Source organism: Rhizobium sp. No.120 (assembly GCF_054558365.1).
This window is the reverse complement of sequence record NZ_BAAJNQ010000006.1, coordinates 192,609-206,666: the sequence shown is the minus strand read 5'-3', so window position 1 is coordinate 206,666 and position 14,058 is coordinate 192,609. Positions and strand designations below refer to the sequence as shown.

Annotated in this window: 11 protein-coding genes and 1 pseudogene; 4 read left to right on the top strand and 8 right to left on the bottom strand. The window is 54.1% G+C overall.

The window, feature by feature from the left end:
- Window positions 1-2 precede the first annotated feature (2 nt).
- On the top strand, window positions 3-923 hold the full coding sequence (locus ACYJRZ_RS19140; RefSeq protein ID WP_459461592.1) for an MBL fold metallo-hydrolase: 921 nt from the start codon (window positions 3-5) through the stop codon (window positions 921-923).
- Window positions 924-947: 24 nt separating this feature from the next.
- On the opposite strand, the gene ACYJRZ_RS19135 is transcribed toward ACYJRZ_RS19140, so the two are convergent.
- The 6 genes and pseudogenes from ACYJRZ_RS19135 to ACYJRZ_RS19110 all read right to left on the bottom strand — a co-directional run bounded on the left by ACYJRZ_RS19135 (window position 948) and on the right by ACYJRZ_RS19110 (window position 8,866).
- Window positions 948-3,743, bottom strand: a complete 2,796-nt coding sequence (locus tag ACYJRZ_RS19135; protein WP_459461590.1) for an ATP-binding protein — start codon at window positions 3,741-3,743, stop codon at window positions 948-950.
- 471 nt (window positions 3,744-4,214) lie between these two features.
- A complete protein-coding gene (locus ACYJRZ_RS19130; RefSeq protein ID WP_459461588.1) occupies window positions 4,215-6,017 on the bottom strand; it encodes an ATP-dependent nuclease in 1,803 nt (600 codons plus the stop codon).
- 255 nt (window positions 6,018-6,272) lie between these two features.
- On the bottom strand, window positions 6,273-6,938 hold the full coding sequence (locus ACYJRZ_RS19125; RefSeq protein ID WP_162751391.1) for a hypothetical protein: 666 nt from the start codon (window positions 6,936-6,938) through the stop codon (window positions 6,273-6,275).
- A 416-nt stretch (window positions 6,939-7,354) separates the two neighbouring features.
- Window positions 7,355-7,570 (bottom strand): annotated as a pseudogene (locus ACYJRZ_RS19120) (aminoglycoside phosphotransferase); the annotation flags it as partial.
- Window positions 7,571-7,816: 246 nt separating this feature from the next.
- Window positions 7,817-8,305 (bottom strand): NUDIX domain-containing protein, encoded by a 489-nt coding sequence (locus ACYJRZ_RS19115; protein WP_113407216.1) that lies wholly within the window; start codon window positions 8,303-8,305, stop codon window positions 7,817-7,819.
- A gap of 180 nt (window positions 8,306-8,485) precedes the next feature.
- Window positions 8,486-8,866 (bottom strand): pentapeptide repeat-containing protein, encoded by a 381-nt coding sequence (locus ACYJRZ_RS19110; RefSeq protein ID WP_113407215.1) that lies wholly within the window; start codon window positions 8,864-8,866, stop codon window positions 8,486-8,488.
- 248 nt (window positions 8,867-9,114) lie between these two features.
- Between ACYJRZ_RS19110 and ACYJRZ_RS19105 the strand changes: the two genes are divergently transcribed.
- Entirely contained in the window at window positions 9,115-9,981 is an 867-nt protein-coding gene (locus ACYJRZ_RS19105; RefSeq protein WP_233788665.1) for a protein-L-isoaspartate O-methyltransferase family protein, read from the top strand.
- A gap of 15 nt (window positions 9,982-9,996) precedes the next feature.
- Window positions 9,997-10,524: a ribonuclease H family protein gene (locus ACYJRZ_RS19100; RefSeq protein ID WP_233788646.1), complete on the top strand. Its 528-nt coding sequence runs from the start codon at window positions 9,997-9,999 to the stop codon at window positions 10,522-10,524.
- A 198-nt stretch (window positions 10,525-10,722) separates the two neighbouring features.
- On the opposite strand, the gene ACYJRZ_RS19095 is transcribed toward ACYJRZ_RS19100, so the two are convergent.
- Both ACYJRZ_RS19095 and ACYJRZ_RS19090 read right to left on the bottom strand, forming a co-directional pair.
- Window positions 10,723-12,414 carry a hypothetical protein gene (locus ACYJRZ_RS19095; protein WP_459461584.1) on the bottom strand — a complete coding sequence of 564 codons (1,692 nt, stop codon included), beginning with the start codon at window positions 12,412-12,414 and terminating at the stop codon, window positions 10,723-10,725.
- A 6-nt stretch (window positions 12,415-12,420) separates the two neighbouring features.
- On the bottom strand, window positions 12,421-13,005 hold the full coding sequence (locus ACYJRZ_RS19090; RefSeq protein ID WP_459461582.1) for a hypothetical protein: 585 nt from the start codon (window positions 13,003-13,005) through the stop codon (window positions 12,421-12,423).
- A gap of 271 nt (window positions 13,006-13,276) precedes the next feature.
- Here ACYJRZ_RS19090 and ACYJRZ_RS19085 point away from each other — a divergent pair, with 271 nt between their 5' ends.
- Entirely contained in the window at window positions 13,277-14,041 is a 765-nt protein-coding gene (locus tag ACYJRZ_RS19085) for a DUF3800 domain-containing protein (protein ID WP_459461580.1), read from the top strand.
- The last annotated feature ends 17 nt before the right edge of the window (window positions 14,042-14,058 follow it).

The following is a 14,058-nucleotide window of genomic DNA, read 5'->3' as shown; positions in this document are numbered from 1 at the left end:
AAATGAAAATCGGTTCGATTAAAATCACAAGGATAGAGGAATATCGTGGTCCGGCTTTCATGCCCAACGACCTGCTCCCCGATTGGTCTGCCGACGCTGTAGTTCCGCATCTCAATTGGCTCGAGCCGCATTATCTCGACCGGGAAACCGGAAGGCTGGTGATGTCGTGCCACAGCTGGCTAGTAGAGACGGAACATCACAAGATACTGATCGACACCTGCACGGGCAACCACAAGCAGCGACCAGGCGGAGCTCCCTTGTTCGACATGCTGAACACCCCCTATATGGATAGGTTTGCGTCTACCGGAGTCCGCCCGGAAGAAATCGACTACGTCCTCTGTACTCATCTTCACGCCGATCACGTCGGATGGAACACCTTCCTTTCCAACGGGCGCTGGGTTCCGACGTTTCCTAACGCGAAATATGTGATGTCGAAAACCGACTATGAGGCGCTCTCGCCGGAAGGTGGCGGCGGTTCATTCGCGGCTTGGGGTTCTCTACTTTATGAAGATAGCATCCTTCCAGTCATAGAAAATCGCCAGGAGCTCCTTGTCGACGGCGATTTTCAGATCGGAGACAACCTCTTCGCAGAAGAATCTCCTGGCCATTCCCCTGGCCATCTTCTTTTTGCACTACGCGATAATGATCGGGAAGGGCTCTTTGTTGGCGACATCGTTCATCACCCGATCCAGGTCTATTACCCCGACTGGCACAGCGCGTTCTGCTTCGATGCTGACCAAGCCACGAAAACGCGTAAGGGTGTCCTTGACCGTGCATGCGATAGAGGCAGCGTTTTGTTGCCTGCGCACTTCGCGGGACCTGGTGCGTGCTGTGTTTCCCACAGCGCCAAGGGTTTTGCATGCATTGGTCTTGACGAGGGTTCGTCAACGAATTCCGAAGCTATACATAACCAGCTGGCTTAGATCCTCACTCGGAGATGCCGGCTGTTATAAGGCGAGCAGGCGCTCTGCGGTTTGAAGCTCTATTCTCGGCGGTGTCTCCGGGAACGCCTTCAACGCTGCCTCTATCATCCGCTTCGAGGTCGACTGTTCGTCATCCTGCAGCCATTCAGCGTTACTGTTGGCGGCTCTCAGTTGCCACAACGGCGACCTCTGAGCGATCGCGCCGGCAATTGCTTGGGCGTATAGGTCACGGGCCATTGCCGGATCGCTGTGGCGAACGATGTCGCCTTTTATCCTGAGGAGCTCTGGACGGCACCAGCCGGCATCCCCGGCGAGCGCCCAATCCACCAGATGGGCTCCGCAACGCTCTCCTGCGAGCGCAATCACCGTCTCGAGCCGAGCCCCGTTGGTGTCTCCAACGAATGCAGTCTCAAACTGCCTTGTCGTGGCGTTTGATTCCGGCAGCAACAGCTCGAATGCATCTGCCCAAAGCAGCGACCTGAGCATCGAATGTTTCGTCGATAGTTCTCGAAGAAGCGTGAGATGATGTCGTGCAACTTGAAATTCGCCCAGACCGAAATACACCGGAAATGCGGAAACATATATTGCAAGGCATATTGATATCGCATCGTCCAAGTTTAGGGCTTCGGCGATAGCTTCGTCCGCGAGAGAAATCGCGCGCTGGGAGAATCCCTGGAGCCAGGCGGTTTTGGCCATCAACATCAATGCGACCGTTTTTTGATCATATCCCGCACCGCTCGTCAGCGTGCGGCCGATCGGCACCCGGGTGGCTTCGACAGCAACAGTGCAAAGATGGTTCGTCTTCTCATGCTGCCCAAGGAAGTGGGTGTTCATGGCAAGGATTCTGCTGCTTGCACCATGAGCGAGCTTGCCAAACTTCGACTCCAGCTGAAGCGCAATATCAGCAGCCTCCGCGTATCTTCCCTGCGTTGTTATGATTGCGCAGCGTCCACTGTGAGCCCTGACGATCTCTACGTGGTCACCGGTCGTCTCTGCGATCTCGGCCGCCTTTTCGAATTCCCGGATGGCTTGTTGGTCAGCACGCAACCCTCGCACATGGAAGAGCACGAGGCCGAGGGTAGAGCGAAGCTGGGCCTCGATCAGAGGATCGACGTCGGCCGTCCCCTCCATTAGCGCCATAGCCCGCTCGACGATCTTCAGTTGCTCGTTCATCAAGCCGAGTTGTGTCCAGAGGATATGGGACGCAGCCGTAATTTCGAAACACAACTTCCGTTGACCCGTGTCGAAACCCCAGTCGAGCGCTGCGCGGACATCGTTTATGAGGTTCCCGTGCGCTTGAAGCCACTCGAACTTATCGAGATTTCGCCACTCAGCTTTCGCCTGTTCGAGTTCCGCGCAGACCCAACGAGCATGTGACAGGCTGCAGGATTCAGCGAACTCGCTTGCGCTAAGCTGCCTGCGAGCGAAGGCGCGGGTCATTTCCAGTAGACGAAGACGTCCGTCGCCACGGGACGTCGAGACTAGCGACTTCGACCGTAGGGCGGAGAGCGCGTCTGAGAACGTTTCTCTATCGAGAAAATCCTCGGCTATCGACCAAGCCGCGTCGCTTGTAAACGATCCTGCGAAAACCGAAAGGCAGTTGAGTAGAAGCTGCTCCTCAATCGTCAGCAGATTGTAGCTCCACTCTATTGTCGCTCTCAGGGTCTGCTGTCGGGGAGGGGCAGTCCTGCGACCGCGCCAGAGGGTGTTGATCGGATCGCTGAGGGAAGAAGCCGTGTTTTGAAGGCCGAGCCCTGCAACGCGTGATGCCGCCAGTTCGATCGCGAGCGGGATTCCGTCCAGTCTGCGTACAATATCGGCGGCAACCGAAATGTCTTTTGTTTCGGTAAGCCCGTTCTGGCCCGTGGCGAAAATCAAACGCTCATTGAAAAGTTCCAGTGCGGAAAATTCATTACAGGCGGACGGCAGATCGTCCTTCTTCGGAACGTCCAAGCTAGGCAGGAGCCGGACCTTCTCCGAGGCGATCCTCAAGGGTTCACGGCTTGTCGCGATTACAGAGGTGGAAGGTGTAAGTTGAAGAAGCCTATCGATAACGCCAGCGCAGCTGTCGATCAGGTGTTCGCAATTATCAAACACTACAATGGTGCGCGAGTTTCCGAGTGCCTGAACGATGCCAGGCATGGGGTCCGACGAAAAGACGCTCAGACCAAGCGACGACGCCAGGTGCGAGACTATCAATTCCTCATTCGAGAGGGCTGCGAGGTCGAGAAAGACGACGCTGTTGTTCTCAGTGGCGAGGCAGCGGGCGATTTCGATTGCTGTCGACGTTTTTCCGATGCCTCCCGGCCCTGTGATCGTCATCAACCGCATCGAGCGCATCAATTCTACACTTTGTGCGATGAATTCATCTCGTCCGATCAAACGTACGACCGTTGCCGGCAGGCCGTGGCGTGTCGTAGGCGCAGGGCTGGCGGAGGAATCATCGGTGATCGTGGAAACTGGCTTGGCAAATTTGTATCCAAGACCCGGTATGCTTTCTATACAAAGCGTTGACTCACCATCGTAGATCGCCTTGCGAAGAGCCACCATATGGACGCGCAGCGAAGCCTCGTCGACATATGTGCTCGGCCAGACGGTCTTAATGATTTCTTCTTTCGTTACGATCGTTCCTGCCTTCTCGACCAGGCACGTCAGCACATCGAAAGCCCTCGCGCCGATACGTACGGCTGCTTCGCCCCTGCTTAACCGGCGCTGACCGGGATCTAGTTCGAATTCGCCAAAACGATAGATAGTCACATTCACCTCGGGACGGCACTCAGAGCAGGAATTGATGCCTTCGGGATATTTACCAGTAAACACTTGGGCAAAATTTGCCGAAATCGCAATAGCTGAACCGGCAATCGAAAATAAAGAGGTGTCCTTAACCTATGCAACTATCCATGTGTATGACGGAAAGCGATCTAACTTACGTTTCTTTCTACTCGAACGGCGGAGAGAACAGCGGCAAGGACGGAAGCGGATTCAAAGTGTCGCCGCAACAATAGTGTTGGGACAAGCGCGATGTGGCCAGCTCCCATCGCTGAAGTAGCCCCCTGGATTTCCAGGCCAAGTTCGTCATGGAGCGACTTCGGAAGGCGGGCTTTGGGCGACAGAACTTTGCGGTTTCCATGCATCGGTCACTTCCTAGTTCGAGCCATTGAATATCCACAGAGCATACGACTCCCCGTTGGAGGAGTTCGTTTCGTCTCAGATCGAGGCAATGGGATGCATCCCTATCCCGCAGGTTGGAGCAGTGAGGTATCTGGTGGCGGCCGGAAAAGTAAACAGCCACTATGATGCCAAGCAGGCATGCGTCTTCTCTATCCACTGCTTCAAGCCAATTAGGGCTGCCGTCGCATCGGCGTCGTTTAGCTTATCGATGTGCTTCGCGATCTTCACCTTTCCAGCGTCGCTGAAGCGCCGTCGAACGCGTAGTCGCTCAACCCCGATCAAGCCGTCCAATGGGTTAGCTAGGTCATTGTTTAGGACGCTCTGCAACACTTCGAGCCTAAGTCTTGTCCCAACGTTGTCAAAATCCTCCAGCCATCCCTGCTTTTCCGCCAGCAACCAAAGTTTGTCGCTGTATGTGCTCTCCAGATCGGCGTAGAGCACAAATCCCTGCTGGTTGAGTGCCCTCACAGATTCAATCTGCGGGTAAGTCTGGGACGTGAATTTCAAATTCGTGCGTATCCCAAGCGACGCAATATTTTCGCTAAGTTCCCTTTTGGCGTTCTTGCCGGCTTCATCTGCGTCAAAGATAGAGACCGCGGGTACAATGTCGTCCTTCGCACGGTGGCGCATTTCCAACAGCCAAGCCAACGACCTACTGGCCAAGGCGTTTGCACTCCCATAACCAACATTGCCGCCGTCATTAACGTGAAGCTTCATGTTCGGGTCGCCGAAGAGCGACCACGCCTTCTTGAAAACTTGGACGTCCGTGGGGCCTTCTACGAAAATAGTGGGAACCTTCAATGCCGCCAGTTCATGTGCCGTCTTTAGCTGGGATTGAAGTTCATCATGTCGCTTCTTCGCGTCCTCCAGATATGGTGCAAGAAGCGGCATAAGCCCCATCGTGATATCTACTTCGTCTGCATTTTTGTTTACGATCAACGTCTCATTATCGATCCGCTCCACGAAGTTCGTCGAGATACCGGCGTTACCATTATCCTCAGGAGAGGGCATCTTGTAGAAGATCGGGGAATGGGTCGTCATGAAAAGTTGAAGATTTTCCCGGCCCGCGACGGTGTCGTACATGTCCTGTGCCATGGAAAAGGCAGCAGACATTTCAACGTTGTTTTCGGGTTCTTCGAAGCCCCAAATATGGGTATATCTGACACCGCCACGATTGAGGATCTGGTCCTGCTTCTCAGAGATGAAGCGAAGAATCATCGGGATATTTCTAATTTTGATGCCATCGCCTCGGCGCGACAGTGGGATATCACCGGAGCTAATCTCAAGATTTTCAAAGATTTCTCTGAGGTTTTCGGGCAACTTCATCAACGCCCGCCCCTTGAAAATCGTTTCCAGGGACTGCAGCAGCTCACCGAGCTGAATCTGAAGCTGGCTCTCAAAATTAGAGGCGGAGTTTTTCAACGGCTCCGCGGCAACATCTGACAGTACGTCGTAAAGCCGCCCCTGCAGATCCGCGAAAAAGTCCTGGTCCTTGATTGCCGGAATATAGGTGTAAAGAACCCGATAAATTAACGCTGGGACCTTGCTTCTGGCGGGTATCTCTGCCCCACCGACATAACTAAACGAGCGGAGGCGATCAACTTCACCTTCCTCCCGCCAAACTTTTTTCCATTCGACCTTAGTCGGGAGGTCGTCGCGTTGGTAGGACTTTGGGAGTGTGAAGGTCAGCTTGATTTCGATTTCACCAGCCTTCTTCGAGCGCTTCTTCGCATAAAGATTATAGTCCTTCGCGAAATCGAAGGGCTCATCGTGTCCAGTCGTGCCATTGAAAAAGAGGTTCAGGGCACGCAGGACATTGGACTTGCCAGCGTCGTTTGAGCCTACTAACGTCGTTATCCTGCCGCCTTTGACGACCGCCGACGAGATTGAACGGAAGTTTTTGATGCTTATTTCGCTGATCACAATAATGCGCGCCCCGATTGAGTAAGGGGACGATAAAGTGAAATTGTTTCCGCATTCTTGTCGTCCAATTGTGGCTATTCCCACCGGATGATTGTTATCTCAGTTTAACTTCGTTCGTTGCAGTGTGCGGGCGAGAAAACACAGTGTGGAACATCGATTACTGCTTTGGCGTACCCTGTGTAACTTGTGTTGGGCGAGCCTGTCTCGTTTGCGCCGCCGATGACCGCCTTGTCTTTTCAAGACGCCGGCTAGCATCTATCGGACCTGGTCGGCCTTATCCCGCTCGAGTATGCCTTCGACTACCATCATGCCGGCCAGCTCTTGTAGGAGGTGGGTGCCATAGAACGCGATGCCACCATTCGGACTATCGGTGTTGGGGGCAACGAGTCCGGTGCGGGTCAAAGAGGAAGCGTAGGCAACTGATTCCGATGACTGCATCCCGTGCTCGTTAAGTAGCGCTATCCAGCAACTTTGCCAAAACCTTGCGATCGAGCCGTCGTCGGGGAAGGGATCTTCGAATATTTCGGTCTGTCGCTGAACAACACCGAGGACTATAATTTCCTCGCGCTTCAATCCAGCTAAGGTATCCGCCCATCGGAGAAAGTCGTCGGCATACAGCGCTCCATTTTCCACGCTCCCGACGATCACACGAGCAAGGAGCCGCAGGTTGAGCCGAGCCGCACCTTCTTCGGCTGCGCGCAAGTAGCGGTACGTGATCGCCGCAGCTTCGTCAGCGCTGTGGAACTCCAATGGACGGTCGCCCCGTTTAATTTCGTCGAGGAGCACTTGTTGCGCCGATTCGACCCGCCGACCCAGAAGTCCTTTCAACGTGATCGCGCCTCCTGTGGACACCGTCGACGACAGCGGGAAATTGTTGTCCGCGAGAAAGTCGCTGATCAGCGATAGAAAGAGATCTTTCACGTGAATGGCCTCCAGTCCCACAAGGAGCCTAGAGAATAACAGGTCTTCCGACTTGCGCCATTAGAGGGAAGGCATGTTGGTCCAGATGTGAGCGGAGCAACTCTCACTAAAGATGTCATTCAGCACTAGGTTTAAAATTGCAATTTTGTTTTGTAGATCGGCAGGTACGGCTTTGGTGAAGGAGGTCTAAGCAACTGAAAATTTCAGCTGCAGGGTAGTTTCCCCTTCCAAAATTCCCAAAAACCTAAACTGATTGTCCGAGGTTGCGGAAGCAGCGGCGGTCCACGCCAATGCTCATCGCGCTTGGCGGCCAGAATCGGCTCAATTGAGCGGCGATGATCGCGCCTTCCATTGTCGGAGGGCTTCGATTTTGGGGGATTAGCCGATGAGATACAAAACGATTCCGGCGCTGTTGGCGTCGGAATCGGCACTGGAGCAGTCATACCTTCACGGCTAAGGTGTTGGAGTAGCTCAGCTTCCCACACGAGATCAGCGTCGGCCCTGGAACCGAAACGAGCGACAGCGAGCTGCCCGTCGACGCGAACACTCCATACCTCGTTGGCAACCCCACCCGTAAGTGGTTCGATGCGAGCGGCGTTGTCACCCCATTGACCGAGCGCTTCCCATCCCATTGGCGATGTCCTTAGCGGCCATGATTAAATTGACGAAAGAAATAGGGAAAGTTTACGACGCCACAATGGCCGCCACTGTCGCATTCCGGTCGAGACACCGGCTGCTTTCGGCCCAAACCGGTCTTTCAGGATCGATCTGCACATGTCTGAGTAGGGTGGAAGGGGTACTGGCGGCTTTTGGCGATGAGAGCAGGAAAGTGGCCCCGTCCGGAGGTGCACCGCATTTCAGACGGCCGTGATGCTCCGCTAGGGAGCAGAAATGACCCCTAACTCTGCCGGGTATTCTCCCGCGAGGATCGGGGTAAGGAGGTCATGGAGACCAATCGGGTAAATCAGATCGCAACTATCGCCGATTTCTTGAATGCTCCACCACCGCATGTCCAGTATTTGCTGATGCTCATGCTCGGTCCACCCATCTCTGCGAACGTCCTCGGTTTTCGAGTGGGCGACGATGAAGTGTTCTTTGAATGTTACTCCCCAGTCACCGTTCCTTATGCTGTCTTCGCCGTACCAAACCACAGGACCGAGCCTGACATCAGAAGTACCAGTTTCTTCCTTGATCTCACAAAGTGCGGTATCCGCAATAGTCTCGCCTGCCTCCATTCCACCGCCAGCCGTGGTCCAGCAGGAGCGATCCACACCTGACCGGTCCGTGTTGCGATACCGGATCAAAAGAACCCGTTCCCTTGAAGAGAGAAGGATTACTCGCACGCGGCTCGGGGTCGAAGGCGTCATCCAGCGTTACCTATTGAGCTTGTAGCTGAGTGATTGCGAACGTCATTTCTAGATTCATTGCAGACTGGCCTTATCAGGTGACCGAATTGGGGTGGGAACCGATCAGTCAGCTTCCGGGCTGACAATGCGCGAAAGCGGACTTCCAATGTCGCAAAAATCTGTCGCGCAAGAAGAGTTTCTTTAGGTTTTCGTCTTTTCATAGGCCTTGAATAGATCGGTTACGAGAACGCCATTGATCCGCATCCCAGTCAAATCGGCGTCTTTGATGTCTGAATCTGCCAATGTGACATCGCGTATGGTCAATCGCGATAGATTTGCGTTCGTGATGGTGGCTCCGGACAGATTGGCGTTGTTAAAGTGTGCGTCTGCAAGGCAGATATCGTCAAAAAGCGCTTCGCGTAAATTGGTGTCGGTGAATTTTGCCTTAGTCAAAACAGCGTAAAATCGCGCGTCTGCGAGGTTTACACCATCGAAATTAGCGCCCGACATATCGGCCCGCTCGTAATGCGTTCCCTGCATCTGGGGGCCATCAAATGGGTTGTGTTCTTGGTGATCGCTCATTGTTCCTCCGGTCAAACATGATTAGGCCCTAAAGAATGCCAGATTGCACAGTCATTTGCGACCGTCGAATCTGAAATTAAAACGAGCCCACGCCAGTTCTGACCATGCCGTTTGTCGCGAAATTCCCCAAAACATGCGGCAGCTTCGGCCACCTTGGCGTCCGGATTGAGGAACGTCATTCATGACGGCCAGCGGTAGCGAAGAGGTCGGGAGCGGGTTGTCGTGAACATGTGGAGCTAGTTCTGTTGATGACACCAAACGAATTGAAGATCGTGCGTCGAGCTTATGCGAAGCAGATCACGGCGGCTGTTAGAGTTGTCGATGAGCGCGTTGAAAGAGCTTTCGCCGAAGTTCCGCGAGAGGATTTCCTTGGTCCCGGTCCCTGGCCGATCTTCCGAATGCGGAAAGCCTATGTTCCAACCCCGACCGCAGATCCAGTCTACCTTTACACGGACGACATCGTTGGCATCGTCCCCGAGCGCCACATCAACAACGGGCAGCCGTCACTTCATGCCTTCCTGCTTTCGCAAGCTGCGCCGAGAGCAGGTGAGCATATCGTGCATGTTGGGGCTGGTACCGGCTATTATTCTGCGATCATGGCAAACCTCGTCGCCACCCCTGGCAAGGTGACGGCGATCGAGTTCGAACTGGGGCTTGCTGCGCGGGCGAAGGCAAATCTAACTCCCTATCGGAACGTTTCCGTGGTTCAGGGAGATGGCAGCTCTGTGGCTTTCGATGCGGCTGATGTGATCTATGTGAACGCTGGGGCAACTCGACCGGCGGATATCTGGCTGGACCGGCTCAATGATGGTGGAAGGCTGGTCCTCCCGCTTACAACCGATCTTGGATTCACCAGCAGCAATTGGAGCAACATGCATCTTCGAGGAGCGGTGTTCCTCGTGAAGCGTAAGGGTGAGGAATTCCATGCGCAATGGATTTCGCCAGTGGCTATTTTCCCCTGTGAAGGAATGCGCGACGCGGAATCGGAAAAGGCGCTTGCGGCAGCATTCGAGAGCGGGGAGCACAAGAAAGTAACGCGGCTCTACCGTCATGATGAACTGCCGACTGAGCAATGTTGGCTTCGCGGTCTCGGCTGGTGCCTAGCCTATGCTTAGCCGGAGTGGGTGAACATGGTTTTGACGAATGCCGAAGCCGCCATAAGCGATACTCTGAATTGCACTGACTTTGAACCACTATGCCATGTTTTCACTGATGGCTCGTTCGATCCCACTTCTAAGACCGGAGGGTGGGCGTTTGCAGTTTTTCGTGGATCGGACCAGGTCTTTGCGACTTTCGGAGGTGAGGAGCGAACGGCAAACAATGCAATGGAACTTATGGCGATCTTAAAGGCGTGTGAATGGCTGGCCGATAATTCGGCCGGGGTGGAGGCGGTCATCCACACCGACTCCGCATATGCCGTGAACGGTTGCACGCGATGGCGGCATATCTGGCGCTCAAACAAATGGCGAAAGCGGACGCCGCACGGGCAGGGTCGCAGTCGATCTGTCCCGGATGCTGCATATTGGCAAGTAATTGACCTGCTGCTCAATCAAAACCCGAACATCAAAATTGAGTGGTGCAAGGCGCATGTCGGCGTTGAGGGCAACGAAGTGGCGGACAGATTGGCTGAGCGAGGGCGGTTGATCGGCAGCGGCTGATGAAATACGGCCGCGTTATACAGGACTTGGCCTCTTCATCTGAAATCCTAAGTGTAGGACCATGATATGCATGTCATTCACCTCTCATCACCAAGGAATCGTCCAAGCGTGTCCGTCAGGTGATGCTTTAAGGCCGCTCAATAGATCCTCCGAGATCTGGCCCAGCTCTGAGCCCTCGCGAATTTCCGCCAGGGACTCTCATTTCTTCACTGGACATAGATCAAGCTTACGCGTTTGATTGTCTTTGGCGGGCGGCATCAGCTCGCTAATATCGTTGAACCAATGTGCCATCGATATGCCGTCGCCCGACTTCCAGATCAGGTACCCACCGGACCAAAACTCTCCTTCGCCACTGCAGAGTGCGGTCGCCGCGACGGTCCCGTTTAACAAAGCGGCTTGTTCGATGTCACATCCCATTTCATATCCCGAAAAGGAAACGTATTTGTCGTCTTTGATTTCGAAGGTCGTGGGACCGCTTTCACAGGATCCTTCCGCGTTGCCCTCACCGAAACTTCCATTGGCCGCAAGAGATTTGAAGAAAGTTAGGCTTGCCGGGTCTAGGTGAGGATTGAGATCGTAGCCCCATTTGGTCAGCCGATCAGAAATAGACTCTCCAACGGACCTATAGCGCTTCTCCACTTCGCATTCAGGCTGCCTGCAGATGTCGTAACCATCTTCCGGCGCGCCGTTCATTAGCGCGGTCGGCATTGAAGCCTTCACGCTATTATACTGACCGACTAGGCTAGCTATAGCGAGCACGCCTCCGGCGAACCCGGCGTCTGGATTACCTGTCTCTCCGGATTGATATCGATTTAGATGCTTTACCAAGCTTGCTCTGATCAGGGGCTGATAAACCTTCTCGCGTGTCACGTCGACGAACTTGCCGTTCTTGAGCTTCCAATATTGTGGTGGGGCAAGGGAGCTTGCATAAGATGCGAAAGTATAAAGGAAACGCTGGTCGACGGTTGCCGCTTCGTAAAGCCCATCGTTGTCGAGGTCCTCAAAGCTGACGCCGCCACCGTCAAAAACTCCGAGTTCGGCCTGCTTGATGAGATTTCCATCGGGAGTGGCGGCTACAGTGCCCACACAGCAATGAGCGCCCCCGGTATAGGATGAGAATACGATGCTTGGCTTTCCGGACGTGAGCGGTAAGACCTCAATAGTTCCGGAGCCTCTTTCCGGGGCAGTTTCGAGCTTCAAGGTATCCGAGCTGGACTTTTCGTACGACACCATCAGGTATGCCGTGGCCGTGCCGTCTACGTTGTCCTGCCCCTGGAGTTTCGCCGTCCAACCTTCCCCTTGGAACGTTTTTCCGTAGTCGTCCTTTGTCCATGCCATTGGCTGACGATAGGGAAGAAACTTGGGTCGCTCCGGCTGGAATGCTCCTGCATCGCGTGATGCAATACACTGCGAAAGAACTGAAATCGTCTTATCTGACCCAGAGAGTGGGTAGGGTCCAAGGACAGCTCCCTGGACCTGTAGCCTCAATTTGTTTGCAGAACGCAGGGCAGCTAGGAATTTTGGACTTGGGTTGTCGACGATTAGGCCGAACGACTGATCCACCCGCATTCCGGTCATCGTGCCGTTCCAACGCCCTCCATCCGTAAAAAGAAGGACATCATATGCCTTCGCGTCTTGGAGCCAAGTGAGACGGGGTGTCGCGAAGACCAACCGCAGGGCGTCCTTGCTCGACCTGATGAGGAAGAGCCCTTCGGCTGTCTTGGGCACGGCAACACAGTTATTCTGCTCTCGATCAAAAGAGATGATCCAACCGGAGCTGTTTGCCACCGGAACATACCTGTCATCGGCGGCGTTGGATGCCGTAGGCAATGACAAAGCCACCATCAACAAGAGCATTGCCAGCAGGTTTAGCGTTTTTCGATTTAACATCTCGGTTCACCGACGGCTGCGATAATAGGAGCGGACATAGGTACCATTCTTGCGGAAGTAACCTCCGACAAACGTCGTTCTAGGCCATCCGGTTACGCAGGAAATTCCGCCATAGTAGTTTTCCGACTGACAGCCACCCGAAGGGACAGCGGGATAACCAGAACTGTTGAGAGTTGCTTGCCGGGAGACGCTTGCCGCAGCTCCCAAGGTGTTGAAACTATCTTTGGGCGTCGAAATTACCGAAGCGGCCAATCGCCCGAATGCCACCGCTCCCGAGCTACCATCCGCCAGAGATACACGTCCGCTGCCTGCCATCAGATCTGGTGTTCTTGTCACCGTCACCACGCCGTAACGCCCGTCCGTACATCTGACTGGCACTGTAATCGTCTCGCTCGCGTCTCTTGCATCGTAGTTGCCCGAGCATCTCACGCCTTTCCGCGAGGAGCGAACTTCGAAGTGCCCACCGCTCGCAGCCGCCGTTGTCGTGCCGATGAACGCTTCGCCGGAATCCATTTGTACTGCCGCCGGAGACGTGATCGAACCACAACCCGCCAAGGCGAGCATTCCGATCAATGCGAAAATGCTTTTCATTGAATTCCCATGCCCCTAACCCCACGCTGACATTGCCAAACAGCGAGGGAGAGTCAAGGTAGGGTTGAGTCCGATTTGCTAGATTGCTACTAAAGGGATTGCAGCACTTTACCCTTTGGTTGCAGCCCTATCGGGTAAGTCAGTGTTTTTCGGATGGCTCTGTCGAGAGCTACCAGTGAGAAGCGATTGCAAACGCGAGCTGAGTGAGAGGAGCGGACGAACAGTTTAGGGGCAAGGATTTTGCTAACTCCTTCAGTAGTCCAGAGCGATAATGGCACGCATTCTTTACATGGATGAATCAGGTATCAACAAAAATGACGAAGTGATGGTTGTTGTCGGCGTCATGGTTGATGCCGATCGACAGGCTCGTCTTCTCGAAGAGGAAATCCGAAACATCATCAGGCCACGTGTTCGGAAGGAACGCCTTGAGACCTACGTAGTACACGCTGCCCACCTCAACGGTAACAAAAACCAGCCTGAAGAATTGAGGGATAACATGGAGGCTCGTGACGCCATTCTTGATGGCATGGTGGCACTTCCAGCCAAGTTAGGCCTCCACATAATTGAAAGCACGATCTGGTGGGACAGATTTTCCGAATTCCAACCCGGAATGGATACCCAAACGCAGAAAGTGGTGATGCATGCGACCGCTATTGCGCTCGTCTCGTCTGCTTTGGACGAACTCATGAACCAGCGATTTGCGACCGAGTGTGCGTGGATCATCGCCGAGAACAATAACGAGGTGAAGAAAGCCGCACTCTTCCATCACCGTGAAATGAAGTCGTCTCAAGCGGCTTGCTACGCTCAAATGGTTGGCCGATACAAGGGCCCATATACCAAGATCCGAGACGGTATCAGTTTCACAAACAAGCCGGACTCGCCCGCGCTTCAAATAGCGGACGTCTGCGCGTGGGCTACCCGTCGTTACTATCAGCTGGGGAATGAGCGTACAAAACGGTTCTATGAGCCTCTTGTGAATAACATCGTTGTCCAAACGGGCAGCGTTTTGGATGCCACCAGGAAATTCTCCCAGTAGGCCATGGTCGACTCCCT

Coding starts and splice junctions, on each gene's coding strand:
- ACYJRZ_RS19110 (WP_113407215.1), bottom strand. CDS start 8,866: ATGAGCGATCACCAAGAACACAACCCATTTGATGGCCCCCAGATGCAG.
- ACYJRZ_RS19100 (WP_233788646.1), top strand. CDS start 9,997: ATGGTTTTGACGAATGCCGAAGCCGCCATAAGCGATACTCTGAATTGC.
- ACYJRZ_RS19095 (WP_459461584.1), bottom strand. CDS start 12,414: ATGTTAAATCGAAAAACGCTAAACCTGCTGGCAATGCTCTTGTTGATG.
- ACYJRZ_RS19115 (WP_113407216.1), bottom strand. CDS start 8,305: ATGACGCCTTCGACCCCGAGCCGCGTGCGAGTAATCCTTCTCTCTTCA.
- ACYJRZ_RS19105 (WP_233788665.1), top strand. CDS start 9,115: ATGACACCAAACGAATTGAAGATCGTGCGTCGAGCTTATGCGAAGCAG.
- ACYJRZ_RS19090 (WP_459461582.1), bottom strand. CDS start 13,005: ATGAAAAGCATTTTCGCATTGATCGGAATGCTCGCCTTGGCGGGTTGT.
- ACYJRZ_RS19085 (WP_459461580.1), top strand. CDS start 13,277: ATGGCACGCATTCTTTACATGGATGAATCAGGTATCAACAAAAATGAC.
- ACYJRZ_RS19140 (WP_459461592.1), top strand. CDS start 3: ATGAAAATCGGTTCGATTAAAATCACAAGGATAGAGGAATATCGTGGT.